This is a genomic window from Caballeronia telluris (genome assembly GCF_001544495.1).
GTDB lineage: Bacteria > Pseudomonadota > Gammaproteobacteria > Burkholderiales > Burkholderiaceae > Caballeronia > Caballeronia telluris.
In genome coordinates this window covers 1-26,052 of the sequence record NZ_FCNZ02000044.1, presented here as the reverse complement: position 1 = coordinate 26,052, position 26,052 = coordinate 1, and the positions used below count along the sequence as shown (strand labels likewise).

Annotated in this window: 28 protein-coding genes; 8 read left to right on the top strand and 20 right to left on the bottom strand. The window is 59.5% G+C overall.

The features are described 5' to 3' along the window. Positions 1–98: 98 nt before the first annotated feature. The 3 genes from AWB66_RS29700 to imuA are packed head-to-tail and all read right to left on the bottom strand — an operon-like array spanning position 99 to position 5,356. Positions 99–3,242: an error-prone DNA polymerase gene (locus tag AWB66_RS29700; RefSeq protein ID WP_087633614.1), complete on the bottom strand. Its 3,144-nt coding sequence runs from the start codon at positions 3,240–3,242 to the stop codon at positions 99–101. 4 nt (positions 3,243–3,246) lie between these two features. Beyond that, the gene (locus AWB66_RS29695) at positions 3,247–4,725 is read right to left on the bottom strand and encodes a Y-family DNA polymerase (RefSeq protein ID WP_087633613.1); all 1,479 of its coding nucleotides are present in this window, start codon (positions 4,723–4,725) and stop codon (positions 3,247–3,249) included. After that, positions 4,649–5,356: a translesion DNA synthesis-associated protein ImuA gene (gene imuA, locus AWB66_RS29690; RefSeq protein WP_087633612.1), complete on the bottom strand. Its 708-nt coding sequence runs from the start codon at positions 5,354–5,356 to the stop codon at positions 4,649–4,651. Before imuA ends, AWB66_RS29695 begins: the two co-directional genes overlap by 77 nt. 455 nt (positions 5,357–5,811) lie before the next feature. Between imuA and AWB66_RS29685 the strand changes: the two genes are divergently transcribed. Beyond that, on the top strand, positions 5,812–6,111 hold the full coding sequence (locus AWB66_RS29685; RefSeq protein WP_087633611.1) for a flagellar transcriptional regulator FlhD: 300 nt from the start codon (positions 5,812–5,814) through the stop codon (positions 6,109–6,111). A gap of 2 nt (positions 6,112–6,113) precedes the next feature. Next, entirely contained in the window at positions 6,114–6,695 is a 582-nt protein-coding gene (flhC, locus tag AWB66_RS29680) for a flagellar transcriptional regulator FlhC (RefSeq protein ID WP_087633610.1), read from the top strand. A gap of 4 nt (positions 6,696–6,699) precedes the next feature. On the opposite strand, the gene AWB66_RS29675 is transcribed toward flhC, so the two are convergent. The 4 genes from AWB66_RS29675 to AWB66_RS29660 form a co-directional block, all read right to left on the bottom strand. Beyond that, positions 6,700–8,178 carry a 3'-5' exonuclease gene (locus AWB66_RS29675; protein ID WP_087633609.1) on the bottom strand — a complete coding sequence of 493 codons (1,479 nt, stop codon included), beginning with the start codon at positions 8,176–8,178 and terminating at the stop codon, positions 6,700–6,702. Positions 8,179–8,249: 71 nt separating this feature from the next. Further along, on the bottom strand, positions 8,250–8,588 hold the full coding sequence (locus tag AWB66_RS29670) for a hypothetical protein (protein ID WP_087633618.1): 339 nt from the start codon (positions 8,586–8,588) through the stop codon (positions 8,250–8,252). Between the two features lie 53 nt (positions 8,589–8,641). Further along, positions 8,642–9,046, bottom strand: a complete 405-nt coding sequence (locus AWB66_RS29665; RefSeq protein ID WP_087633608.1) for a hypothetical protein — start codon at positions 9,044–9,046, stop codon at positions 8,642–8,644. A gap of 86 nt (positions 9,047–9,132) precedes the next feature. After that, a complete protein-coding gene (locus tag AWB66_RS29660) occupies positions 9,133–9,579 on the bottom strand; it encodes a hypothetical protein (protein ID WP_087633607.1) in 447 nt (148 codons plus the stop codon). Between the two features lie 156 nt (positions 9,580–9,735). Between AWB66_RS29660 and AWB66_RS29655 the strand changes: the two genes are divergently transcribed. After that, positions 9,736–10,380 (top strand): TetR/AcrR family transcriptional regulator, encoded by a 645-nt coding sequence (locus AWB66_RS29655; protein WP_087633606.1) that lies wholly within the window; start codon positions 9,736–9,738, stop codon positions 10,378–10,380. A 436-nt stretch (positions 10,381–10,816) separates the two neighbouring features. Then, the gene (locus tag AWB66_RS29650; protein ID WP_087633605.1) at positions 10,817–11,710 is read left to right on the top strand and encodes a LysR substrate-binding domain-containing protein; all 894 of its coding nucleotides are present in this window, start codon (positions 10,817–10,819) and stop codon (positions 11,708–11,710) included. A 322-nt stretch (positions 11,711–12,032) separates the two neighbouring features. Here AWB66_RS29650 and AWB66_RS33220 read toward each other — a convergent pair whose 3' ends face one another. Further along, a complete protein-coding gene (locus AWB66_RS33220) occupies positions 12,033–12,248 on the bottom strand; it encodes an RraA family protein (protein WP_125469827.1) in 216 nt (71 codons plus the stop codon). Positions 12,249–12,298: 50 nt separating this feature from the next. After that, a protein-coding gene (locus AWB66_RS29645) for an IS3 family transposase (protein WP_087633617.1) occupies positions 12,299–13,665 on the bottom strand; the annotation gives its coding sequence in 2 pieces (ribosomal slippage) (positions 12,299–13,200 and positions 13,200–13,665; 1,368 coding nt in all). A 27-nt stretch (positions 13,666–13,692) separates the two neighbouring features. On the opposite strand from AWB66_RS29645, the gene AWB66_RS29640 reads away from it, so the two are divergent. Together AWB66_RS29640 and AWB66_RS29635 are read left to right on the top strand one after the other, a co-directional pair. Beyond that, positions 13,693–15,192, top strand: a complete 1,500-nt coding sequence (locus AWB66_RS29640; RefSeq protein ID WP_159462971.1) for an MFS transporter — start codon at positions 13,693–13,695, stop codon at positions 15,190–15,192. A gap of 127 nt (positions 15,193–15,319) precedes the next feature. Continuing rightward, the gene (locus AWB66_RS29635) at positions 15,320–15,772 is read left to right on the top strand and encodes a cupin domain-containing protein (RefSeq protein ID WP_087633604.1); all 453 of its coding nucleotides are present in this window, start codon (positions 15,320–15,322) and stop codon (positions 15,770–15,772) included. A 197-nt stretch (positions 15,773–15,969) separates the two neighbouring features. Here AWB66_RS29635 and AWB66_RS29630 read toward each other — a convergent pair whose 3' ends face one another. Together AWB66_RS29630 and AWB66_RS29625 are read right to left on the bottom strand one after the other, a co-directional pair. Then, a complete protein-coding gene (locus AWB66_RS29630; protein WP_087633603.1) occupies positions 15,970–16,902 on the bottom strand; it encodes a tyrosine-type recombinase/integrase in 933 nt (310 codons plus the stop codon). A gap of 172 nt (positions 16,903–17,074) precedes the next feature. After that, positions 17,075–17,680 carry a nucleoside 2-deoxyribosyltransferase gene (locus tag AWB66_RS29625; RefSeq protein WP_327355708.1) on the bottom strand — a complete coding sequence of 202 codons (606 nt, stop codon included), beginning with the start codon at positions 17,678–17,680 and terminating at the stop codon, positions 17,075–17,077. 267 nt (positions 17,681–17,947) lie between these two features. Between AWB66_RS29625 and AWB66_RS29620 the strand changes: the two genes are divergently transcribed. Next, on the top strand, positions 17,948–19,642 hold the full coding sequence (locus AWB66_RS29620; protein ID WP_087633602.1) for a methyl-accepting chemotaxis protein: 1,695 nt from the start codon (positions 17,948–17,950) through the stop codon (positions 19,640–19,642). Between the two features lie 151 nt (positions 19,643–19,793). Next, positions 19,794–20,240 carry a response regulator gene (locus AWB66_RS29615; protein ID WP_087633601.1) on the top strand — a complete coding sequence of 149 codons (447 nt, stop codon included), beginning with the start codon at positions 19,794–19,796 and terminating at the stop codon, positions 20,238–20,240. A gap of 226 nt (positions 20,241–20,466) precedes the next feature. Here AWB66_RS29615 and AWB66_RS29610 read toward each other — a convergent pair whose 3' ends face one another. The 9 genes from AWB66_RS29610 to AWB66_RS29570 form a co-directional block, all read right to left on the bottom strand. Beyond that, the gene (locus AWB66_RS29610) at positions 20,467–20,970 is read right to left on the bottom strand and encodes a hypothetical protein (RefSeq protein ID WP_087633600.1); all 504 of its coding nucleotides are present in this window, start codon (positions 20,968–20,970) and stop codon (positions 20,467–20,469) included. Between the two features lie 21 nt (positions 20,971–20,991). Continuing rightward, complete coding sequence (locus AWB66_RS29605; RefSeq protein ID WP_062644751.1) at positions 20,992–21,213, bottom strand: DUF3717 domain-containing protein; 222 nt, start codon at positions 21,211–21,213, stop codon at positions 20,992–20,994. 169 nt (positions 21,214–21,382) lie between these two features. Then, entirely contained in the window at positions 21,383–21,862 is a 480-nt protein-coding gene (locus AWB66_RS29600) for a hypothetical protein (protein WP_125469826.1), read from the bottom strand. 38 nt (positions 21,863–21,900) lie between these two features. Next, positions 21,901–22,296 carry a hypothetical protein gene (locus AWB66_RS29595; protein ID WP_087633598.1) on the bottom strand — a complete coding sequence of 132 codons (396 nt, stop codon included), beginning with the start codon at positions 22,294–22,296 and terminating at the stop codon, positions 21,901–21,903. Positions 22,297–22,470: 174 nt separating this feature from the next. Beyond that, the gene (locus AWB66_RS29590; protein ID WP_087633597.1) at positions 22,471–22,866 is read right to left on the bottom strand and encodes a hypothetical protein; all 396 of its coding nucleotides are present in this window, start codon (positions 22,864–22,866) and stop codon (positions 22,471–22,473) included. Continuing rightward, on the bottom strand, positions 22,863–23,237 hold the full coding sequence (locus AWB66_RS29585; RefSeq protein WP_143328366.1) for a hypothetical protein: 375 nt from the start codon (positions 23,235–23,237) through the stop codon (positions 22,863–22,865). The genes AWB66_RS29590 and AWB66_RS29585 overlap by 4 nt, the downstream gene beginning before the upstream one ends. A gap of 302 nt (positions 23,238–23,539) precedes the next feature. Then, positions 23,540–23,863, bottom strand: coding sequence for a type II toxin-antitoxin system RelE/ParE family toxin (locus AWB66_RS29580; protein WP_235021296.1), 324 nt, complete (start codon positions 23,861–23,863; stop codon positions 23,540–23,542). Beyond that, entirely contained in the window at positions 23,860–24,129 is a 270-nt protein-coding gene (locus tag AWB66_RS29575) for a CopG family ribbon-helix-helix protein (protein ID WP_087633595.1), read from the bottom strand. Before AWB66_RS29575 ends, AWB66_RS29580 begins: the two co-directional genes overlap by 4 nt. Positions 24,130–25,322: 1,193 nt before the next feature. Next, on the bottom strand, positions 25,323–25,799 hold the full coding sequence (locus AWB66_RS29570) for a ProQ/FinO family protein (protein WP_087633594.1): 477 nt from the start codon (positions 25,797–25,799) through the stop codon (positions 25,323–25,325). Positions 25,800–26,052 lie beyond the last annotated feature (253 nt).

The following is a 26,052-nucleotide window of genomic DNA, read 5'->3' as shown; positions in this document are numbered from 1 at the left end:
GGAGTTTGCCGAACGTCCGAAGCAACGAAGCAACCGGCCATTGATGCGCATGATGCGTGGTCGGCCGGTATGGGTCGGTTTCCGTCAGCGGTCTGACGTCAGTGAAAGTTGCGGCTCGACGTGGCCAAGTTGCCAAGGAGCGTCGTCATGTCGACGAGTCGATTCGCGACAAGGTGCTTTACCTCGCCTTCCTTCTGCCAGACGCCATAGACGCCGAGCAGCGAGGCTCCCAGCGCTTCCTTCCTGAACTTCTCGACCAACGACGGCCAGACGATAACGTTGATCTGGCCGGTCTCGTCTTCCAGGGTAATAAAGAGGACCCCGTTCGCTGTGCCCGGACGCTGACGCACGGTGACGATGCCGCACGCCTTGGCAAGCCGCCCGTTGGGATAGGTGGCGAGCTTCGAGGCCGCAAAGATCTTCTTCTCGTTGAGCCGTGCGCGCAGCAACGCGAGAGGGTGCCGGTTCAACGTCAGGCCCGTCGAGCGATAGTCGCTCACGATCTCCTGCGCCTCGTTAGGTGCGGCAAGCAGCGGCAGTTCTTCCTCGCGCGTCGTAGCGCGCAACAAGTCCTTATCAGGCACGGCTGCCACCGCCTGCCAAAGCGCCTCACGCCGATTGCCAGATAGCGCCGATAGGGCGTTCGCGTCCGCGAGCAACTGGAGGTCGCGACGATCGAGCCGCGCACGGTTCGCAAGGTCGTTGACAGACTCGAAAGGGCGCACCGCCCGTGCGGCTTCGATGCGCGCGGCCGACTCATCGCGCATGCCGCGAATGAGCGACATGCCGAGCCGCACCGGCGCCATTGAGCCGTCGCCTTCCAGGAACGAATCCCAGTTGCTTATCGTGACGTCGATCGGCAGCACGCGCACCTTATGGCGCTTTGCGTCCTGCACGAGTTGCGACGGTGAGTAGAAGCCCATCGGCTGACTGTTGAGCATCGCGCAGAGAAACGCCGCCGGTTCGTGGCACTTCAGCCAGCAGCTTGCATAGACCAGCAGCGCGAAGCTCGCCGCGTGGCTCTCCGGAAAGCCGTACTCACCGAAGCCCTGGATCTGCGCGAAGATGGATTCAGCGAACTCGCGGTCGTAGCCGCGCTCGAGCATGCCGTTCACGATGCGATCGTAATAGTGCTGCAGTCCGCCTTTTCGCTTCCACGCGGCCATTGCGCGGCGGAGCTGGTCGGCCTCGCCGGCGGTGAAGCCTGCTGCGAGCATGGCAACCTGCATCACCTGCTCCTGGAAGATCGGCACGCCGAGCGTGCGAGCGAGCGCCGTTTCCATCTCGGGGCTCGGAAACGATACTGGCTCAAGCTTCTGCCGCCGGCGAAGGTACGGATGAACCATCCCGCCCTGAACCGGTCCTGGCCGCACAATCGCTACTTCAATGACGAGATCGTAAAACTCGCGGGGCTGAAGGCGCGGCAACATGCTCATCTGCGCGCGAGATTCGATCTGAAAGACGCCGACCGTGTCGGCGCGACAGATCATCTCGTACGTGGCCGGGTCTTCCGCTGGGATGTCTTGCAGTTCGAAGGGCTCACCGCGCTGCTTGGCGATCAGGTCGAGCGTGCGCCGGATCGCTGACAGCATGCCGAGCGCGAGCACGTCGATCTTGAGCAGCCCCAGCGCTTCGAGGTCGTCCTTATCCCACTGGATCACGCTGCGATCGACCATAGCGGCGTTTTCGATCGGCACGAGCCGCGAGAGTTTGCCGCGCGCAATGACGAAGCCGCCGGTGTGCTGCGACAGGTGACGCGGGAAATTCAGCAATTGCGACGCGAGACTCGCCCACTGCTGGATGATCGGCGTCGAGGTATCGAGTCCCGATTCAACGAAGCGATTGAGCAGGTCCGCACTGGAGTCGAACCAGTGGTGTGACTTGGCCACCTTGTCGACGATGACCGGATCGACGCCAAGCGCCTTGCCCGAGTCGCGTAAGGCACTCTTGGGCCGATATGTCGTCACGGCGGCCGCGAGCGCCGCGCGGGTGCGTGTGTACTTGCGATAGATGTACTGGATGACTTCTTCGCGCCGCTGGTGCTCGAAGTCCACGTCGATGTCGGGCGGCTCGCCGCGCTCTTTCGAGATGAAGCGCTCGAAGAGCATAGAGCTGCGCGCGGGATCGACTTCGGTCACGCCCAGGCAGTAGCAGACGGCAGAGTTGGCCGCCGACCCGCGCCCCTGACACAGGATGCTCTCGTTGCGCGCGAAGCGCACGAGGTCGTAAACAGTCAGGAAGTAAGGCTCGTACCGAAGATCGGCGATCAGCGCCAGTTCGTGCTCGATCTGCGTTTGCACCTTGTGCGGAATGCCTGCCGGGAACCGGCGATGCGCGCCGATGTAGGTTTCCTGCCGCAGATAGGCGGTCGGTGTCGTGCCTTCCGGAATCAGCTCGTCGGGATATTCGTAGCGCAGTTCGTCCAACGAGAAACTGCAGCGACTGGCGATCGTCAGCGTTTCGGCCAGCGCCCGCTCCGGATAGAGATTCGCGAGCCGTAGCCGGGCGCGCAGGTGCTGCTCGGCGTTCTGCGCCAGTTCGAACCCACATTCGGCAATGGAGCGGTTCAGGCGCACGGCCGTCAGCGTATCCTGCAGCGGCTTGCGAGAGCGCACGTGCATGGTGACGCCACCGGTGGCCACGATCGGGACCCCATGCTGGTCGGCGACATGCTCGACGATGCCGCGATGGATGTCGTCCATCGCGCGAGCGTGGAGTGTCAGCGCCGCCCAGCAACGGCCCTCGAACGTGCGCGCCAGCCATTCCATCTGTGCATCGAGCCGCTCCTCCTTGGCCGGGTATTCCGGCGAAAGGATGATGAGGCAGTCCGGCAAACCTTTCAGGTGCTCATACGGCACTTCGGGCCGCGCGAGATCGTCGGGCGTCAGCAGGTACGTCCCTTTCGGCGTGCGCGTGCGCGCAAGGGTAATGAGTTCCGATAGATTCCCATAGCCGTTGCGATTCATGGCAAGGGCGGTGAAGGCGAGGGCGCGCGTCCCGTCCGGGTTCGTCAACTGGAAATGCGCGCCGACGATGAGCCGGATATTCGCTTCCTTGGCGGCAACATGCGCGCGGACGATGCCGGCGAGCGAACACTCGTCGGTGATGGCGATCGCGAGATAGCCGAGCTGCTCCGCGCGCACGATCAGTTCTTCCGGGTGCGAGGCGCCGCGCAGGAACGTGAAGTTGGAGAAGCACTGCAACTCGGCATAGCCGGGCAGCATGGAGGCGTACACGTCCATCGCGCTACCCGAACAGACCGTGCAGGAACCACCGAGGATCTTCTTCGTCGCGGCTTCCAACCCGCTCCCGGTAGATCCAGTAGCAGGTGTGGTCGTCGGCTTCGGCGACGAAGTAATCGCGTGTCACGAGCTCGCCTCCCCACCATCCGGCTTCAACACGCTCACCGGGCGATACGGTGCGCAACGGACTGCCGTAAAACGGGCGGTGCTGGCGCGTCATTAACTGCACCGGCGTCTCAAGCAGCCACGATGGGCGCGGTTGATCGCCGGGAAGCGGGCAGCCCTTGGCGTCGCTGGTCACCGGGACCCAGTTCGATACGATCTCGGGGCGGTGATCGGCGACGGGCGCGGCGCGCAGCACGTTGTCATGACCCAGGCGCGCAACGAGCAGCTCCATCAGCCGGTTATGGTCGGCGGCGCTGCCGCCCGGCTCGGGAAATAGTGTGTCGGAGGGCGGTTCGGCCGCTTCGACGTCGTTCACTTCCAGGCGCACGGCGATGACCGCGGCCGCCAATTCGACTCGACCAAGCCGCTCTTTCAGCAAGCGCGTCAGGTGTTCCTCGTGCCAAGTCGGTTCCGCGAGCGCCACTTCAATCGTTGTTGGCGGCAACGCCGCGCGCCCGCGCTCATGTTCAAGTTCGATCGAGAAGCGCGCGAGCGCCAGTTGCTTGCTCGCGAGCCAACCGGTCAACTGCACGATGAGCCGACGCGCGACAAAGAGCACGGCTTCGGCATGCTCAACGCGGTCGGGCAGTTCGATACGTGCATTGAACGACGGCGGCGTCTGGACCCATTCGTAGAGTTCCGGCGCTTCGCCGACCGCGCGATCAAGCGCATCGAGCAGCGCGGTCCCGCAGCGCTTTTTGAGACCCGCGCGTGGCAAGCGCCGCAGGTCCGCGACGCTCGTGCACCCGAGGCCTTCAAACCAGTCGGCGTACCGCCGGGCTTCAAGAACAAGAAGGGCGGGCAGGCGCGGCAACTGACGCATGAGGGAGCGGATGGACAGACGCAGGCCGCCGCGATAGCGGGCCATCAGCCACGCGCTCTGGCCGGTGGGGGCAACGCTCGTCCGGACCGTGAAGCCGAATGCGGCCAGCGAGGATCGGATCGCACGTCTGAGCGCGCGCACGCCACCGAATAGCCGTAAGCTCGCCGACACGTCGACGAGCACCGTCTGCTCCTCGGCGATCGCCACCTGCGGGCTGAATTGCATGAGGGCTGTAGCGACGTCCGCGACCGCCTGCTGCTCTTTCAGTTCGTCCTTGTCGTGGATGCGCGCATCCGGCGCGAGCGTCAGAACGCCGCCTTTGCGCATGCCCATGCGAACGCCAGCCTCGTGCGCCGCCTGATCCAGCGCGACGACACGCTCGTGGTCGAGCACGACCAAGCCCATACCCGAGGCCGCCTCATTCGTGGACGACCAGTTCGGCTGGAAGACTTCTCGGCTGAGGTGCGGCAGATACACGCCGATCCACACTTGCATGGCGATTCAACAGGATAGGCGAATGGGTCAGTCCGATCAGAAGCGGCTCATCACGCGCCGGGCCGCGCCGCTTCACGAACTCCAACGAGACGCTGTCGCGCGCCGGACGTACTGCGATGCGAAGCGGGGCAGGCGACGTATCGCTTGCGGCAGCGAGCGGCCGGACCATGAAGAACAGCGACTCGCTCGCCTGCGCGGCCAGGTGCAGGCGGCGCAGCGCCTCGGGTCGCACATGGGTCTGCCAAAAGATCAGCGCGCCGAACGTGCCAGCGCGGAGGATCTGCTCACCGGCCCACAGCGCGTCAGCCGTCTTGCTGGCGCGGACGACGTTAATCGAGGTTTCAGGCAAGCCCCAGTACGCTGCCGCTCCGGGCTGGAACCGGTGCGGTGGCTGCAGCAAAGCAATGCGCCGCTGCGCGACCGACCTAAGCGCGGGCAGCAACAACCGCAATTCGCCGACGCCCGGCTGCTGCACCAAGAGCTCGGTCAGCGCGCTTTTTGGCCAACCGCCGCCCGGCAGTTCGGCTGCGAGAGGCTCGAACCCACACGGCACGACGTTCACGCGAGCGGAGCCCAGCTGCGAACCCCGCCAAATCGATGGATGAATGTCTTCGAGGGCTAACGCTCCCATGTCGGACCTCGTACTGTATGTTTGTACAGTAGTCTACACCATGAGAGGATCGAATGATCTCGGCCTTCCTAGCGGTGCGCGGGCTCAAATGGCCGACAGCCAGTAACTCTGTCGTTTTCTCGCATCAGTCGGGTAATGCCTCATCGAGTAGACATTACCGATCTAAGCGTTCCGGCATTCGATGCGTTTGGAGAACAAATAGAGCAAATCCCGCACCGGTCAGCAATGAAAAAACGAGGCTTGATGTCGATACCACAAGTCGTTTGTCGGAAAACCAGCGAATAAAAGAAGAATATCCTTCCTTAGTAAGCGATTGCGCGGGCCATTTTTCCTGTAGCAAACGATTACCGGGTGTAACGAAATGTTGCAAAGCGGCCGGTGTAGTCAGACAATTCGCTCGCGCCCTGACGAAAGGCGCAACGAGCAAACTGAATCCACTTATTTGGTCCGCAGCCATGATCCATGCTTTTTCCGACCTCGGCTCCATCCGCGACTTGAACATGTCGTACCTCATGCTCGCGCGACGCGTCCTGGCGTCGGATCGCGAGGCTGCACAGTCACATTTGGGTCTATCGGCGGAAATGGCGGATACGCTACTGAAGCTCTCGCCGGTGCAAACCGAGAAGCTGGCATCGTCGTCTCAGGTGCTGTGCTTCTTCCGGATGCGCGCAGATGCGATCCTGGCTGGCCTCGCCGGTCGTGGCAACAAAGCGACGGTCTCCGCCGTAACCAACGACGCTTTGCTGACGGCCTGACCATGACCACGACCACCGCCTCAAAAAGCCTCGCTGACGAAGCTGCGCAAGTCATGCGCGCAGTCACGCTCATTAAACTGGGCGCTCGCATGCAGGTGCTGGAGTCGGAGATTCCGAAGCTGTCGCGTGAGCGACTGATTCGCCTGTACCGGGAAGTGAAGGGGGCATCGCCGCCCAAAGGCATGCTCCCGTTCTCGGAGGACTGGTATCTGACGTGGGCGCCGAACATCCATACGTCGATGTTTGCCAACGTCTATGCGTTTCTTGAAACGTACAGCGACGGCCTTGATCGAGTTGACTTGCTGACTCGCGCGTACGGGCTCTATGCAGAGCATTTCCAGGTGCAAGGCGAACTGCTGCAAATGGATTTGACGCGTGCCTGGACGTTTATCCGCTTCAGGGACGCCGGGATCCTTCGTCTTGCGGGCTGCACACGCTGCCGCGGCAAGTTCGTCGCCCACGCGCATGAGCCGTCGCACTCAATGGTCTGTGGCATTTGCCGGCCGCCGTCCCGCGCAGGCAAGACCAAGGCGGCCGCCAAAGCAGCGCTCGAGCGCAGTGTGGCATTGGCACAGGCGGCCTGACCGCTTATCCGCGTGCCGCCTTTGGCACGTTAAAGAGCCGCAGCAACTCATCGCGCACATCCGAGATGTCGAGCACGTGCTGAGCGCGCGTGAGCGCCACGTACAGCAGCCGCATCTCGTCCTCATCTAACGTCAGCCGACCGTCGACCATCTTGAAGCGGAAGTCGTTGACGATCCGCACGCGCTTCCATTCGAGTCCCTTCGCCCGGTGGATGGTCGAAATGACGTAGTCGGCTTGGCCCTCGGGCGTCTGACGCTGAGCGAGCGCCCGCAAGTAGTCGGTGCCGCGATCGTCGACGATCTCTACCACCGGCAGCAGGTCGCGGCCAACTGCGCTGCGCGCGAAGGCTTGCGCTTCTTTCCAGTTTTCGAATAGCGACAGAGCGGTTGGCCGGAAAGCCCGCCTACCGTTGCGCAACTGATCCGCGCCATCCGCGAAAGCGATAATCTCGCTCGGGTTCATGCGAAGCGCCGGCCGATGCCCCATTTCCAAGCCCGCTGCGAACTGCCAGATTGCGGTGGCGTTTTTGCGGCAAAGCACTGCGTCCACGGGCGGCTGCACTGACGGATCTTCGACCATGATCGAGCCGATGCTTGGCTGGCCTCGGATCGGCGTCGCCTCTCCAAGCAATGCGAGCACGCAGCTCGCCAGTCCAGCGAAGGTCGGCCCGAACCGGAAGGATTCAGTCAGCGGCCGCTCGGGCGCATCGATCTGCGCCATCGCGTTGACCGCACCGCGCCATTCGTAGATTTGCTGATAGGGGTCTCCCACGTAGATCGTCTGCGCGTGCTTTTGCCGGGCGAGAACGGACAGCATGATGCCGTCGCTGTCCTGCGCCTCGTCGAACAAGATGAAGTCGGCGTTAATACGCGGATTCGATTGCGCCCATACTTTCAAGTACACGTCCGGCTGTATCGCCTTCAGCCCGCGCGGGTTCACGCTCTCCGCCCACAGACGCGCAATGCTGGGCGCGAGCTGCTCGCGCAGCCAGTCGGCGGCATCATCGCGAATCTTTTCGTCGACCGGGATGTGGAACGGCTGCGGCGTGTCGTCGGCGGACCGGCAGAAGCGGCCGAGACCGTCTGCGATCATCCGGCCGATCTCGAAGGGCGCGACCTCCGCGTTCTTTCCCGTGATGGTCGGCACTTCGATGGGGCCGAAGCCATATCGGGCGGCCAGTTCGTGCGGTGGCTCGGACGGCACATTGATACGTGCGGTCAGCCATGCGGGCGCGCTTGCATAGGCCAGCGAGTGCACCGTGCGGGCTGAGACGTTAGCCGGAAAGCCGCGTCGCGCTGAGTCCGCGATCTCCTTGTTGAAGGCCAGATAGCTACCGCGCTGGCCGGTGAGCTGCTGAGCGACGAGCCGAAGCGTCGAAGTCTTACCTGCGCCTGCATACGCTTTGACTTTCAGATCGCCGCCGCCTTTCGCGGCTTCGACGACGGCTTCCTGTTCTGCCGTCGGTTTATATGCATTGTCCACCGATCGCCCTTCAACGAAAAGAAGCAGTGTGCCGCAAGTCGGACTGACGGGCAGCGCAGTGGTCGCGGCGGCTACTTCCGTCCGTCCGCTACGAAGCGGGGTGGAAAGACAAGACGGCCCAAGTCATCGCGCTGGAGCGGAACGTCAGGATTGTCCAGCGTATTTTCGACGTCCTCCACCTCTGGCAACGGCGGCCACGGCCAAGCTTTAGTCGCCCATGCGGGAATCTCGGCCTGACGAACGAAGCCGAACTCCTCTGGCTCGTCCCATATCGAATCGAATGTCTCGTTGAGGATTTGCTGCATATAGGCGACGTCCTCAAGACGCATCGACCACCAGCGACGGCGAATGCGGTCTTCGCCGGCGATCACAGTGCGCGACTCCAGATCGAGCACGAACCGGTGCTTCATGTAAGGGTCGCTGCTCCACAGGGAGTCCCATTCGCCGACCGCATATCGGTGCATCATTCTTCCCAGAGGTGTCCCCATTGGTGTCGTTCCGGCGCCTCAACGGCTAGCGCCATGATCTCACCCAGACCGAACAGTGGGTTCTTTCGCTTCACAGCGACGAACCCGTCAACCAGTGACGGTGCCGCTCTCAGCAGGCACATCGCCTTGAGCTCGTGATAGTCAAACAGCCTACTCATCATCGGGCGATTCGCGACCAACCCACTGATCTCGTGGCTCAACACGGCTTCGCGAACGCCCGGCAAATTGTGCTTCGCCACTGCGTCGGCCAACACCGCTCGACGCGCAGTTTTGCGGTCGCCGTCGGTCGAAAATTCCTTGGAATCGATCTGCAGCAGCGCGAGGTTGATTTCGTCACCGGCAGCGATAAATTCCGACAGCACAGGTGGTTCGTAGGCCATTAGGGGTCGAGCGTCATATAAGTGAATCTGATTAGCGGCTCGAGTCAGCCATTCTTAAGAGTTCGCCTACTGGCGCACGTCTCTAATCAGTCGCGCAACAGTTCCGTGAGCCACGCCTCAGCGGGGCGCCCGGCAGCGACGTCCACGAAAAGCGCAACGCGGCCGCCTACGATGTCGCGTGACCGCAGCTCGGCAGCATCCAGCCACGGCTGGATGTTTGTTCGCCGGGCCGGGATGTCTGCTGCGTTGAAATCCAGCGGATATTCGATAGACGACTGGTCGGACTCAACCACAAGGCGCATGGAATCGACGCGTACGCCGCGAAGCTCCGTGTTCACGATCCGATTAACGACGACGTCGAATTCACGCTCGCTGCCGATCTGATAGCGGGCTGGTCGATCCTCGCGACGCAGATGGATGACGGCGGAAACGCGCAGGTTAAGTTCAATGAGAACGAGACGATAGCGCGCGATACGCGCCTCCCGATCGGCGCTAGGGAAGACGGCATCTTTGAAGTCGCCTTTGTAGGTCATTCAGGCTCCGGTGTACATCCACGACCCCACGTCGTGGTGCACATCGAGCCTACGTATCGGTTCGCGAAGTCAAGTCACGGGGGCAGAGCGACGGGCAAAGCAGCGATAATGAAAGCTGCGATAGCTCAGCACCCCTCGCACGGAACCCAACGAGATATGACAGAGACCGACCTGAAGATTGTGAAGCGAGACCCCGAAGGCACGCGGCGCCGGATCCTCGAGGCGGCGAGCGAGCAATTCGCCACGCTCGGGCTCGCCGGCGCACGCGTAGATGCGATAGCAAAGGCTGCAGCGACGAACGAGCGTATGCTGTATTACTACTTCGGCAGCAAAGAGCAACTCTATGTCGCCGTCTTGGAGTCCATGTACGCGGAGTTTGCCGAGAAGGAAAGCCACCTCGACCTTTCTGGACTTGAACCGCGCGACGCGATCGCCGCTCTTGCGAAATCGATCTGGGCACACCTTTGGGACAGCCCCCGTTGGCTGGGACTGATCAACGGTGAGAATTTGCATCAAGGTCGGTACCTGCGGACTTCGGAAAAGCTGCGCGCGACGATCTCGCCGGTAATCGACGTCATCCGGACAGTCCTCGAGCGCGGGGCGGCGACGGGGCACATTCGCAGCGGCGTCGATCCGCTCGACTTCTATGTGACGCTCATCGGCATGGGCTACTACATTGCGTCGAACCGATTCACGATCAGCGCATTCACCGGCCGCGACTACGCGCGCCAGCCCGATCGAGAAAACATCTGCGAGATGCACCTCGTCATGCTGGATGCGTATTTGCGTCCGGCGCCGTAGCTCAGCAATCCAGGGCAGTGCCCAACCTGATTAGCCGCAATCGACCCATTGCGGACACCGCCACGCTCGCCGAAAGATGGCCGTTTTCTGTCTTTGAACTGCCGTTCAGCAGGCCCCGGCTACACAACGGTCATGTGCAATTAATAACCGCAGCAACGCGTAATTATCACGGCAGTGGCCCAATGCCCGCGGGCGGATCGGCAGTTCACTATTATTTCGTTCGTTCGCTGATCAACGATGTATCCTTGTCGTTGCAAACTGGGCCTGCGCAGTTCGACGGAGTCCCTTCTACGAGGCGGCTGGCGTTTGCATCACGGAACGGTAATCGCACTGTCGCTTGCCGTCGACGACGGCAACCACAGTTTGGTGAAGTCCAGTCCTGCGCTGTGGCGCGTCACGCTCGGTGGAAGTCTCATGTTTCCTAGAACCATATAGCATGCGCGGAATACCAAACTTCCTTTCCTTAGTCGTTCTCGAACGCACCGTGGCATACATGAGTCTGTCCAAGGCTGCCGACGAGATGCATATTGCCCTCTCTGCTGCTAGCCGGCGAATCGGATTGCTCGAGGATGAATTCGGCGTCGGGCTTCTGAGGCGATTGCCGGGCGGCGGTGTGGAACCTACGGACTCGGGGATGGCCTTGGCCGCGCATGTCAGAATCCTTATGCGCAACGTCGACCAAATGACGCGCGATATGCGAGATTACGCGCAAGGGGCGAGGGGACACGTACGAATTCATGCGAACGTATCGGCGCTCAGCAGTGACCTTCCCATGCAACTTGCGACGTTCGCGACCGCTCGCCCTGAAATCAAGCTTGAAGTACGTGAAGCTCGAAGCATCGATGTGGTGAAAAGTCTAAAAAGCAACGAAGCGGACGTTGGAGTTGTCGTCGGAGAACACTTGCTGTCGGGCCTGCAATGCGCTGAGTACAAGGTTGATCGTTTGTGCGTTGTCGTGCCCGGGACTCACGCCATAAGATCAGACGCATCTGCGCTGGCCGACCTCCTTGATTATGATTTCGTCGGCTTTGACAACAATGCGGCAATCAATACCTTAATGCAGGTAGCGGCAGCGGAAGCTTCAAAGCCGCTAAGACTTCGTGTCACTGTGCAAAGCTACGAGGCGGCCTGTCGGATGATCGAGGCAGGGTTTGGGCTCGCCATTATGCCGGAGCAGGCAGCGCGTACCTACATGCAGGCCTTAAACTTGCGCTTCCTTACCCTGACGGACTCTTGGGCAAATAGGAATATGTACGTGTGCATCAGGGAGGGGCTTGTTACCAGCCCAGTCCAATCTGTTTTTCAGCACCTCATCGCACAGAGCTGCTGAAGGAGCACACTCCCGACCTACGTCGTCATAGTGGATGTGAATTTCATTCCAGCCGACGCTTCGTATAACTCCGTTATTCCGCAGCCAGTTGCAGCAACGACAAACACGGGTCTCTGTGGACGATTCCGACGCGCTTACAGTGGCGGAGTTCGATGTCGCTCGCCCGGCTCTTCTCAAGTTCTAGCGCACCAATGGGCGAACGGTCACTTAAGAAAGCGGGCGTGTCACCAGGCGAGCGATCGCATAAGCGGTCACGAACGGCGAAGGTTCTCGGACCCGCACTTTCCATATTCGCGCTGGATGGGCCAATCGGCCAATCGACCTAGCTGCCAGCCGTTGCGTCCAGCCAAGTACCCTTGACTTCGACTACGCCCTTCTCTTCCAGCACACGCCGAAGCCCTTTGATGGATAGAACCGACTCACCGCCCTTTATCTTTCGTCTGGTCTCGTCATCGGCGTTCTTGCGTTCGACGGCAAGGTTTACGATTTCACCCGCCCGTCTGTTCGGCACGACGATGACACCATCGCTGTCAGCCACTATCAAGTCACCTGGCTTGAACCGACCCCGGAATGTTGGACACGTTGACGTTAGTGCTGCTTATATTTCACTCTGTATTGGACTGGACTAAGTCCTCGCAATCTTAGCTTGATTCGATCATGGTTGTAATAGTGAATGTAGTCTTTGATTCCGGCTTGCAGCTCGTCGAGGTTGCGAAACCTGTTCATGTAGAAGAATTCAGACTTGAGCGTTCCGAAGAAGCTCTCCATCGTGGCGTTATCGAGGCAATTGCCTTTACGCGACATGCTCTGCCTGATTCTTTGCTGTTTTAGCCGACGGCTATAGACAGGCATCTGGTACTGCCAGCCCTGATCGGAGTGCAGTATCGGCTTGTCACGTGACCCAAGCTTCGCGAAAACCTTATCCAGCATCGTGTTAATCATATCGAATAGCGGACGTCGTGCCATCTCGTAGGCGATGATTTCGCCGTTGAAAAGATCGAGAACCGGAGAAAGATAGAGCTTCTGGCCGCCGACGTTAAACTCAGTCACGTCCGTCACCCACTTCTGGTTGGGGCGCGACGCACCAAATTTTCGCTTCAGTACGTTGGGAGCTATCTTGCCGACGTTCCCCTTGAACGACTTGTACTTCTTTGGTCGAATGCATGACTTCAGGGACAGCTCGCCCATGAGACGCTGTACCCTCTTATGGTTGATTTTGTCGCCCTGGCACCGAATGGCAGCCGTGATCCGACGATACCCATAGCGGCCCTTGTGCTGCTCAAAGAGCACACGGATACGTTCCTTTAGGCTCGCATATTTGTCACCGGCCTGCAGTACCTTCTGCTGATAATAGAAAGTGCTGCGCGCCAAGCCGGCCACTTTAAGGACCGCTGCGAGGGGGTAACGTTGCCTTAGTTCAAGCACGATTTGCGCTTTTTCTGCCGCGCTGTTTTCGTCTTCGCTTGAACCAAGGCGTCGAGCTTTTTTAGATATTCATTCTCCATGCGCAGCTGCGCCACTTCTGCAAGCAGATCCTCGCGGCTGCGGTCTTCATCCGCTGCCGGCTTCTTTTTTGATGTCGGTGGTTTCGGCATTCTGAGGGTAGAAGTTGCAGGCCGTGAACGTCCCGCGGCCAAACTGCCGTCATCATACTGCCGCTCCCACACTGCGATGATATTGAAATTGCGAACGCCCGCGAGCGCTGCAACCTGACGGAATGAAAGGCCTTCCGTCCGCATCCGCTCCACAACTGCACCCTTGAATTCAGCGCTATATCGCACGCAGCTGGTTCTTGTGCGCAGACCTTCCTCGCCGTGCGCTTGATATGCCGCTATCCATTTCCGAAGTGACGAAACGTCCACGTTGTGGCGGGCCGCAACTCTCTTTAGACCGGCATGCCCGCCGCAGTAATCCTGCGTTGCCGACAGTTTCTTCTTCTCGCTGTATCTCACCAAAAACACCCCAAAAAGGTGTCCAACTTCGTGGGGTCAGTTCACCTTTACGGGTCGCTCGCAGGCTTCTTTTCGACGTTGTTTTTCCCCAAAGACAATCCGACTGCCGGATTCCTCGCGGCGCTTGCCACCTATGGCGCCGGTTTCCTCATTCGGCCGTTCGGGGCGATCGTTTTTGGAAGTCTCGGCGATCGTGTCGGGCGCAAAACGACGTTTCTGGTGACAATTGTCATCATGGGCCTCTCGACAGCACTCGTGGCGGTTCTTCCGACCTTCGAACAAGCAGGCTGGCTGTCTCCGATTTTGCTCGTTGCCCTGCGCCTGATACAAGGGCTAGCTATCGGTGGCGAATACGGTGGTGCAGCGATCTACGTTGGCGAAGTCTCCCCGGCGGCGCGCCGTGGCTACGCTACTAGCTGGATCCAGACGACGTCTACGGGTGGTCTAATACTGTCCCTTTGCGTGATCCTCTTGTGCCGAAGCGCTCTGTCGGCAGATGACTTTGCGAACTGGGGATGGCGCGTCCCATTTGGGGCGTCGGTCCTCATCCTTCTCTTCTCGCTTTACATCCGCGGTAAGCTCGAAGAGTCCCCCGTCTTTAAAGCAATGCTCGCACAAGGCAAGATCGCGCAGACGCCGTTGCGTTCGGCGCTTTCGTCGAGGGCAAACGTGAAGTGGATTTTTGTCGGAATCGTGATGGTCTGTGGCGCGTCTGCCCATTGGGCCCTTTCACAGTTCTATACACTTTTTTATTTGACAAGCACTCTGAAGCTGGACTATGCCGTAACCTACCGCCTTATCATCGTGGCGCTAGTAATCGGCGCCCCGGCTTACATTCTCTTTGGCTGGCTGTCCGACAAAATCGGACGCAAACCGGTGATGATTGTCGGGCTCGCCCTTGCCGCCGCTACGACAATGCCAATTTTCAATGGTCTTTCGAGGGCGGCTAATCCCGAGCTATACGACTTTACAAAATCCCATGTTCTCCAAGTACGAGGCCAGAATTCAACCTGCGATTTCAATATATTCTCGAAACCCGTGTCGTTATGTGACGTGATTCGGGACGCGCTTAACCGGAATGGCTTAAGCTATAGCTTTGTTGCTACTGAGGAAGCGGGGGCAGCATTATTGATCGACGGCGAAGCTTCACATCCTAGAACCAATGCAGACGTTGTTTCTGTGCTTAAAAGTAAGGGCTTCCCGGAGAAACCTGATCCATCCCGTGTGAACAAGCCGGGTATTGTGGCGCTGCTGGTCTTGTTGCTGTTGATTGTAGGCGCAATCCTTGGCCCAATGGCCGCGATGCTTGTGGAACTCTTCCCAGCGGCGATACGTTACACATCCGTATCTGTTGCATATCACATCGCAAGCACGCTGTTTGGCGGGAGCCTAGCCTTCATTGTGACCGCGATCCAGATTTATTCTGGCAGCGTCACATCTGGCTTTTACTTTCCGATCGCGAGTTGCGCGGTCGCCGCGTTAATTGGGCTGCTCGTCCTTCCTGAAACTCGCGGTCGCAACATCAACTGAAGTTGTCAGTTCAAGCGAAAGCGTCACGACGCAAGCAGCGATTAATTGGCAGTTACGGTTCATCGCGCGCGCTGGCCAACGACGCCGCGTTGCATCCAAACAATATGTTTGTCAGTTAGAGGAAACTATGACGTACGACACCGACAAGATACAGCGGGTTGTGGAAAAGGCAGCGGCTGATCTTCTGCCGAGGTTGACACACGCCACAGAAGAAACAGCGCCACTTGTGGCAGGGCGGAGGCCGTTCTTCAAGTACCGAGACCTGGGCGTCACAGCCGCGACCGATGGCCTCATGCGGGCGCAGGTAACGTTGGCTACGGGCGTAATGCGGCAGACCGGGTGGCATTATCATATTTGCGATGCGCAATTCATCTATACGCTTCGTGGGTGGATAGACCTTCAATTTGAGGATGGCCGCGTTATTCGTGTGGACACGGGGGAATCGCTCCTTATTCCGCCCGGGCTGAAGCATAACGAGACGGCGATCTCTGAAGACCTTGAATTGCTAGAGGTTTCCGTGCCTGCCAAGATGGCGACTGTGGCCTGCGATCCGCCTGACGGCCTACCGACTTCCGGTTGAAACATTTCGGGCCGTCGAGCGGGGGCGGGGCGGCCGCGTTGTGATGTCGGTCGGGTGACAAGGATTAGGCCAGAGCTTGCTCGGTCTCTCAGTCTTGGCGGTTCCTTTGTCCGCTTCTTATCGGGGCTCAGCCATTCGAACCACTCCGTACGGTACCGCCCGGATGGCCGCCGCCGAAGTCGGCCGCACGGCCGGCATTAAACTTGTGCGTCCGACATCTCCTTTTCATCAACCGTTTGACGCAGACGCGTAGCGGTGCGGTGGCTCGACAAGCCCATCAGGTTGCTTACCTGCTCGTTGGTCTTGCCTTCAATGATCTCGCGACGCCCGAACGTATTGCGCAGCAAGCGGGGACTCTCGTCGGCAGCGGACAAGCCCGCGCGTCGTAGAGATGCTCGAACGCATTTCACCAACGTATCGGGCTGCATCGGTTTTCCCCCTGCGGTTGCAATGAACAGCCATTGCGTCGCGCACTGGATGCGCCGGCGCGCGTCCTGATAGCTGCGCAGAACATCGGCCGCGAAGGCGTCAATCGGCACGCGGCGGGCAATGCGCGGTCCATGTTTTTCGACGAAAACGGTAGGGCGCTCGTCGTTCATGCCTAGGTCGTCGACTCGCAGTTGCCTGAGTTCGGCCGCCGTGACTCCCGACGCGAGAAACAGCGCAACGATTGCCGTATTTCTCAGTTCCTTGAACGCCGCATCTTCCGTCGAGACGCATACCGCCTGTAATCGCGCATCGTCTTCCGACGACAGGTAGATTGGCCTCGGTTCGTCCTCTGGCCAGCTCTCGTTCACGAGCATCAGCGCGGCCGGATTGTCCGCACGTAACTCGACGTTGACAAGGTGGCGCGTGAACCGGTCGATCAGCTTGAGGTAGCGCAGGCGCGTCGTTGTGCCCGGTGCGCAGTCCTGCGCGAGGTCGGTGAAGAAGCCGTCGAGGTGGTCCGCGCCGTAGTTCGCCACAGTCACGCGGTGCGCGGTCAGATAGTCGTTGAACCGCGAAAACATCGATCGATGCTGAACGATCGACTGGTCGGCGAACGCGCGGCGATCGGCACCGGTAGCTTCCTCCCGTTGCCATTGCGCATAAGCGTCTTCCGGTGCGGTAAGCCAAAGATCGTCAGACATAGAAGTCGATATACTGAAGTTCGCTCAACCCAAACCCTACAGCGAAGCTAACGCTTCGCCAACCCCGCGCCACCAAGAGAGGGGCCGCCCTTTCCATTTTTGATGGCATCGAGGCAAGCTGCCGGCCCGCCAACGACAATCTGCGCGGAGCACGCGAGCATTAGATTGACGCTTAGGCCGAAGTCCTCAATGAGATAGCCACCGGCACAGAAAGCGCCTTCGCTTTCAGTCGCTGCTGCCTCAACGCGTTGAGCGAGCGTCGCTTCGGTTGACCGATTCGCCCACACCGGTTTGCCGAGCGCGACAGCGAACCAACTTCGAACGCAGTGCCGCAGTCCGGCTCGCCCGCGCCCCGGAAGTCATCGAGATTCGCCATCACGATATCGGCCGAACGGATCAATTCGATGTTCGCGGCATATATCCATCGCGCAGCGTCTTGCCTTTGAAGCAAGGAGGGCACTTGCCCGTCGAGCGGATAGAGCCCGACGAAACCGCGATCGCGGCAGAGCTGCTTGAGGTGCTCGCCGTAATCCTTGGCGTTCCGGCGAAAGACGTCAAAGCCCGCGAGGTAGATGCGTGGCTCGCTCGCGGCGCGTTCGATCGGCAGAGGAGAGGGGTCGATCCTTCCTTCTCGGACTCGGCGTTTGATTCGGTTTAGTTGCTTCTTCACAGCCAAGACGCTCTTGCCGAGACTGTTCGCGATGTGCTCGACCGGTAAGCCCTGATCGAGCAACTCCATCACGGCGCGCTGCGACTTCGTCGGATTTCTTTTGGACATCGGTTCGTGGCGTCGCTCTGCGGCTATTGATTCCTATGAGCTTACCAACAACCCCGTCGAATCAAGTCAGCCGCACGTTGCCACAAGCTCAGCGAAAAGGCAGGAGCGCATGCAGTCATTGTTACCGACCCGTCATTAAATATCTTTTTTACTGCAGCTTGTGACGGTCGTTGCCGATATACATTGACCCTCTTCTAATCGAGAAGCGGCAGGCACCCGCCACTGCGCGATCGTGTTGCCTTACTTTGAGCGCTAGAACTAAGAACTATGAAGAACCTCACGATTCGGGCGCGGCTTGCGCTCACCATGGCTTTCCTCGGCTTTCTGCTGGCGCTCTCAGTCGGCTTTGGGTTGTACGGCATCACTGCTACCTATTCATCGGCCAAAGACATCGCTGACAATTCGCTGCCAGCGGTCAACGCTCTCGGCATATCGAACAACTACATCGCGCGTGCGCGGCTCGCGCTCGACCGCTATGCGTTGAATCCGGCGGACAAAGACGCCGGCGGACTGGTTGCACGCGCCAATGGCTTTATGCGCAAATCAGACGAGTGGTACAGCAAGTACGAGTCTGCCCCACGCGGAGCCGACGAGAACGCATTGGCAAAGAGCGTTGCGGAAGCTCGCGCCGACATGCGACAGGTCGTCAACAAATTCAGCGCTGCGATCGAAGCGGGCGACAAAGAGGCGATAGGCCGCATCGCGTTCCAAGATATGCCGACGTCCTACAACCGGTGTATCGAAGCGTTCGACAAGCTGCAGGATTTCCAACTCGTCGATGCGAAGCGTCAGACGGCCGAAAGCGACGCCCGCGTGTCGAAACTGCGCACCCTTGGAGTGTTGGCATTGCTCGTGGGTCTTGCTACCGCAGCGCTTGGCTGGTTCGTCCTGCGCCGGGCCATCATGACGCCACTTGCCGAGGCGCTGAAGCACTTCGAGCACATTTCGAACGGCGACCTCACGCACGAGGTGTCGATTAAGACGCGCGACGAGATGGGGCAATTGCTTGCCGGCGTCGCGACCATGAAAGACAAATTGGTCGCCACGGTCGGGACTGTTCGGCTGAGCAGTGAGGCGATTGCCAGCGCCAGCAAACAGATCGCTGCTGGCAATACGGACCTGTCATCGCGTACGGAGGAGCAAGCGGCTTCTCTTCAGGAAACCGCCGCGAGCATGGAAGAGCTTACCTCCACGGTCAAGCAGAATTCCGAGAACGCCAAGCAGGCGAGCGGCCTGGCGGACAACGCCAACGTCGTAGCCAACGAGGGCAGTGCCATCGTCGGTCAGGTCGTCGACACGATGGCGGGCATCGAGGAGAGCTCCGCAAAGATCGCTGAGATCATCGCCATGATCGAAGGCATCGCCTTCCAAACGAACATCTTGGCGCTCAACGCGGCGGTCGAAGCGGCGCGCGCAGGCGAGCAAGGCCGTGGCTTTGCGGTAGTCGCGAGCGAGGTCCGAAGCCTCGCACAGCGTTCATCAGCCGCTGCGAAGGAGATCAAAAGTTTGATCGAAACCTCCGGCGACCGAGTGCAAGCGGGTACTGAACTCGTCGCGCGGGCAGGGGAGACCATGCAGCGCGTCGGCACCGCTATCCAGCGCGTCACCGACATCATGGGCGAGATTGCTTCGGCTTCGAACGAGCAAAGCCGCGGCATCGAGCAGGTGAATCAAGCGATCTCGCAGATGGACGAGGTCACGCAGCAAAACGCGGCGCTCGTTGAGGAAGCAGCGGCAGCGGCAGGTTCGATGGAGGACCAAGCGAAGCAATTGACCGCAGCCGTCGCCGTTTTCCGCACTGGCCAAACGCTCTCCGTCGCGTCAACGAACAACTATGCGCCGCAGCCGACGCGGACAGCGACGCCCAAGAAATCGCCACCGGTGACGCGAGCGGCGAAGCCGTCGCTTGCGGCCGCGCACCCGGTGCATACGGCGGCCGATGGCGATTGGGCGACGTTCTAAGCGTGGAAGACGATCTTGCCGCCGCTAATGCCGCAGCCGGGTCCGTCGGAAGGGCGCGACCGCCGATCGCCTACGCACATAGCTTGATAGCGCTGTGCGCCGGCATGGTCCGCCGTCGTTCATAAAAGTGATGAGAGAGAAGAACTAACCGATGGCGAATGCCGATACACGCTTGTTGGTGGTCGATGACTTGGCCACCATGCGCAGTTTGATTCAAAAAATGCTCAAGTCGATCGGTTACACGATCGTCGACGAAGCAGATGATGGCGTTGCAGCGCTTGAAAAACTCAAAGCACAGCGGTTCGATTTGGTTATCACCGATTGGAACATGCCCAATATGGACGGGCTGTCCCTGCTGCAGGAGATCCGCAAGTCGGAGGATCACGCCGACCTTCCGGTACTGATGGTGACCGCTGAGAAAAGGCGCGAAAATGTCATCGCCGCAATCGGCGCCGGTGCTAACGGCTATATCGTAAAGCCGTTTTCAGAGGCCGCACTGGCCGACAAGCTGGCTCAGATTACACCGCCCGCAACAACCGCCGCCCCAATGGATCGCGGCTCGTCCGCGTTCGGCGCTATCTTCAACGCCACGACGTAGTCCGCCCGCTCACACTTTGTTTCAATTTGTTTCAAATGGGCGGAGACCCCGCCCAGCAAGGCTCTCCGGCTACCGATGAGGTGGTTGGGCGCCCGCACGCCCCCTCGCACGGTAAAGATTTCAAAGCAGGCTCCGTTAAAAAACTAAAGCCAGCGAGAAACGAAACCATGAAGATCCAAACAAGCAGCGGCGCGGTTGTCAAGGCGGGGCGAGAGGTCCCGAACGCCTAATGGGAGGTGATTTTGCCGTCTGCGATCGCCTTCGCAAGTTCGTCGGCAAGAGCAGCTTGCACCGACGCATGCTTTTCTCGCACGGCCTCGGCGTCCTTCGTCAGTTCGGGAAGATCATGGACCAGAGATGCGATCTCTGCATCCCGTTCGGCGGCCAACTCCGCCAGATTCTCAGGCCGCAATGCGCGTTCGAGGAGTCCTGCGTCAATGCCGAAATGCTTGCTGATAGCGTCGCAAGCATGTACGAGCGCGAACGACACTTGCTTTTCCTCGTCCAAGCCTTTGCTCTTAGGGCAGAAATAGCCGGCGTACAAAACGTCGCCGACTATCTCCGTTGCCACCCAGTCTATGAGGTCCTCTTCGAAAGCTCGTGTGTCGGTGCTGGCTGATGCAAACATGCGCAGCGCGTCCGCCTTCGATACCTCTCGCGAATAGATCTCGACGCGGCCACCGCCGGCCACAGCGTCGACCCAAACCAGGGCGCTACCGGCGTTCGACACGTTTGCCCCCTCTCGTCGGGATCAAAAAAGTTCCTTCTGGGCGAGCGCAAGACCTATCGCTTCATTTTGTTCCGCCGTCAAGTTTCTGGCTTCGACGCGCTCTCGCTGATGATAGATCATCGTTCCGTACACGTCCGCCAGTATCCTTGCTCGCGGGCAGACAGCAAAGTCATCCGTCGCCGCCTGCCGCGATCGCCAGTAGTTGATGGCGTTCTCAATATCAGTGATCGAGTACTCGTTCATGCTGCTAGCTGCCGTTGCTCTGTCGGGTGACGGATGATATTCCTCTTCGTCGCGTTTTGTCTGCTATGCGTCGACGAGCGCCATTTTTCTGACGAGTGGCGGCAACGGCTCGACGCCGCCGGCGTCGCCCAATGCCTCACTAGGCCGTGAGCGTTGGGTGGGCAACGTGCTAGTGCTTTACTTCGCCTTCCAATTCGTGGGCCAGTTCCTCAGCCAACGCTGCCTGCACGGCGCGGTGCCGTTCACCAGCTGCTTCCGGATGGTCCTTGCAGAACGCGGCGAGTTCGGCCTCTTTCACAGAGGTAAGCGCGGCTAAGTTCGCGGGTTCCAACGCGCGCTCCAGCGTTTCGACTTCGATGCCAAAATGCTCGCTGATAGCAGCGACTGCATGCGAGATTGGAAATGCCACATCCTCGTGGGCGTCTTTGTCGCCGTCAACGAAAAAATAGCCAGCGCAAAGCAGGTCGCCTTTGACCTCGGCTGCGAGACGCGAGGCAAGATCGTCCTCGATTGCTCGCCGGTCGTTGCTCGCGGAGTCGAACATCCGCAGCGCCTCTTCCTTTGTCGCTTCGCGCGAGTAAATTTCAATGCGGCCACCTCCGGCGCGTTCTAGCTCGACATAGACAGTTGCACCATCAAGTTTGGACATATGTTTTTCCCTTTCGACGTTGGTGATTGAGTACCCGTTCATGCTGCTTGTCGGGTCTTGAGTAGATGTTTCAGTTGTTCACGGGTAAGGGTTGGATTGATTGCCTTCTCCAACACGATCTCGGTCAGTTCATCGTCCGAGTACGGCGCGAGAACCGCCAGTTCGCCTGCGCTGAAGAGTTCTTCCATTTCGGCGCGATGCCGTGATTTGGCAAAGCGCTCATAGACCCGCACATATTGGGCGGTCGTAGCCTTCGACAGACGCCATTCAAATTCGGCAAATCTGTAGAAGAGGGATGCCGCTTTTCGCTCGGCTGCCGCGACGTTCGACCCCTCACACCGGGCCTTGTCGACGCAGCGTCTGACCGCCTCCTCTTTGCACTTCACTAAGATTTCGCCGAAGGCGAAAACATTTGCTGGCCGCTTATTAGCCACAATTTTTCTATCTCCGTTTCTGTTGGCATCTGTTCGCGAGAACGGGGGAGGCGGGCAACGGCCCCTCTAGTGCAGCGGGCCGCGGGTCCGCGCCATTTCCCGCTTGAATTCGTCCGGGGGGTTCTCTCTTATGTCGTCCATGGCTTCCACGAAGGCATCGTAGAACTCTGCAAGCTAGGGATAGTCATCTTGCAGCCGCGCCATGCCGCGTTCGCGCTCGTCGATCAATGCTGCGACATTGCCAGGATGAAGCGCTGCGCGGACTTCATCGGGCGAGAAGCCGAAATACTTCTCCGCCGCATCGATTGCGTGCTCCCGGGCGAAAGCGACCGTCCCGTGAGGGCCCCGAAGCCCCGGTGTCGAGTAGCCCAACAGCAAGACATCGCCTTCAGTCCCGGTCGCAAGCAACGTTGCGACGTCCTCTTTGATCAATCGGGGGTCGCTGCTCGCCTTCGCGAACATTTGGAGCGCGTCGGCCTCCGTGACTTCCTTGCTCAGAAGCTCGACGCATCCGCCGTAGACATCAATCTGTAATTGGACGTAGATGGTCGTACCGTCGTCAATCGTCATTTGTTTTTCCGGATTGCTCTCGATCTAGGCGGCTGGTTTCCCAAGCGCGTCGTAATCGCTGCGCCTGTGAGATTCATATCGGCTCGCTTCATTTGAATGGCAGCCTTGACCGCTTCATCGGTCTCGGTGGCCAACAGCTGCAAGTCGGCGATACCGAACAGGCTCTCAAGCTCGGCGCGCATCTCGAACTCCTCGAACCGCTCATACATCTTGACGAGCTGCCTTGCATCGCCCGCGCGGACGTTAATAGCTGCCGCTAGTTTGCCAAGGATGGTCGCCGCTTTCCGCTGCACGGCGACGTGAGTCATCTGGGTGCCGCCTCTTGACTTGATGATCTCTTCGACGGCCCGCCTTTTCATACTCGTGAGCACGCGCGCTCGTTCCATGTATGCGGCGGTTGTGTCCTGCGTGTGTTGCGTCATTTGGATCTAGGAAAAGCTTTAATCACAACGTTGCCGGTGGGCGGGGGCCCCGATGCCGATCCTACTGGTGCATAACGGCATTCCCGGGCTGGTTTTTAGTCCTTCTTGGACACATCGCCCTGACGCCAAAGCCTATCCAATGCCGCCCGAAGTCAAGCTTCCGTGCCAGATCGAAGCGCAGGCCGTCTCAGAGCGGCACCTTCGACGAGTCTTTGAATTGTGGTTGCGTCACTAGTTGGTCGAACACGGTCTTACCGGTCTTGCCGGGTGTCCCAGACACGAAGGATCGCTATAGCAATAGGTTCGTCCGCGTAGGCCGGCAGGACTTCGTAGTGAAGTTCGTAGCGTCCAGCGAGGCACACCCACCGATGCACTTCGCGCGCCGGGGGTCCATCGTAACCGTCTAGTTCTTCCCCGATACGATGAAAATGGTCCTGCCCCAGGCGCTCCGCCTCGTCGAGCAGCGCGTTGACGACCTTGCGCGCGATGGCGGCGTCGTTGTATTTCTTCACATGCGCCGCAATCGCGCTCAAATCGGACATCGCTTTGCTGGTCGGGAGGACCTTGACGCTCACGCCTTCGGTACCGGCAACTCGTTGTCCGCGCCCAGGCTATTTGCCCATGCACGAGCTTCGTCCATCGAGATCAGACGGCCCGCGGTAACGTCATCCAGACCTTCCTGAATCAGGCGTCGCTTCTCTGCCTCGCGAGTAAGGAACTGGACCAGCGCCTTCTTGATGATCCACTGGCGGGGCCGCTCAAGACGCTCCGACAACGCATCTACTTCCTGAGCAAGTTCGACGGGCACCTGTGCCGTCAACGTCCTGGTCTCTGCCACCATGTTTCGTCTCCGTCGATTGTCCAATAGGAATTATTGTAGACCAATAAACGGCATGTGTTACGCATGCGGTTTTCGCGGGACCCCAAGCTCGTCCAAAGGTTTCCAGCCGAATCCTCAGATAGCGCGCCGGCGCGCACTCCGGAGTTCGGTGGCCGCCAACGCCGCCTTTCCGCGACGCTCCATGCCTGATAATGCGTATCATCACGCTTTAGATAAGTTTCGTTGCGCAAACGCGGGCATTAGTCGCAGATTCTTTTGCGCGGTCCCAGCTTCTGCGCAACGATGCGGGTGGGGGCTGTAGCGAATCTTAAAGATCTACCACGTGGTAGCGCGATGACAGCGACTGGGCAACGAACTAACAGTGCGATCGTGCTCGCCGACAGCGACAAGCACTCTTTTTCTTTCCTGCATGATCAATTTTCCACCGGCGGCCCATAAGGGCCACATGACGGCGTTACATAACTGCCGCAGTGATCGACGCATCTGCAAGCTTGAGCGGGGATGCGTCAACTCGCGCGCGGTAATGAAGCACATACCGAACGAGGTTGGACATGGGAAGATTTTGGACCGAACCAGCGTTTGGCGGGCACGACACCGGGGAAGAAGCCGGCCTACGGCGCGAGGTTTCGCAAAGAGGTGCGAACGGCACTCGAAGAAGATGGTGAAAACATTCCGACGAAGAAGCGGTGGCCTGATCGTGCGTGCGCAATGCGAGCGGCACAATGACGAAGCTTGTTCAAGGCACGCGCGTGCGGTGCGCAGGCCCGACAAGATCCACGACTGAAGAAAGTATTCCTGCAGCAAATGCCGCCTTCGACACGGTTGTCGCGGCGGCGGGCACGTTACCCGGTTCACCGCTTCCGCCTGCGCAAAGGCCGCGCGCCAAACACCCGTAAGATGGTCGTGCTGCCGAAGCACATCATCGTTTAGCGCGTCAACCGCAATCGCATTTGGATTGTGAACCTACACCACGCGCGCCAACACTATCCCTGACCTCTATGTCGGTTCGCAGTTCGTGCGAAGACAAGGTACCGACGCTCGTGTGAAATGATGCTGCTCTCGACGCGCTCGGTGTCCCGCCAAGTGCAGGAAGAACAACCATTAGGATCACTAATTAAAATGCGCTAATTGTCTTTATGTAAAATCTAACCGGCAATTGAGGCGCGTCTTGTTGGTCAACGCGGTCGACCATGTCAATTGTTCGCAATCTGCTCTTGCCTGCGCGCGAGCCGAGCCTTCTCTTGACTTGTGCCGTACTCCGCCTCCGCAGCAGAGACAACGCCGGTGATTGCGCCGGTAAGATCCACGCGCATATTGCCTTCGACGAGACAGGTCCAATAGCGCTGGCCGCGACACCAGAGCTTGACGCCGTTACGAGCGTCTCGCTCGCTCAGCCCAAGCGAGGCCGCTCGGGCAAGCACATCCTTGAGAATCCCAACCTTGAGAGGAACCTTTGACGCGGGACTGTGTGGAAAGGCGTGCGGAAAATGTCGTTGCAGCGTATTGACCGCGCGCCCGGCCGCGTCAGCAGACGTTCGCGGACGCTTCGGTGGCTGCTTGATTTCCGTTCCGGCGCCTACTGGCGCTGACGTCAGGCGCGATGCGGCCTTTTTGCCCTTCGCGCCCTGGTTCAGCTGCGCTTTAAGCGCAATGAGCTGTTCGAATCCCACGGTGCATGCCTGAAATCAGGCGCCAAATTTTACCAGTCGTCTTCAAACATCATCGTCTTGAAGCTGAGGCTGAGGCGACAAAGTTGACAAACACGACAAAAGCGATTATTGTTCTGGTATTGTATCTCGCATGAGGCCGAACCATGTCCAAGCCAATGCCCGCCATGGAGTTCCCTGAAATCACCGCTGAAGACGCTCATCGTTTCGAACGCGCCGTACGCATCGATGACGAGGATGCCTTCATCGCCGAGCT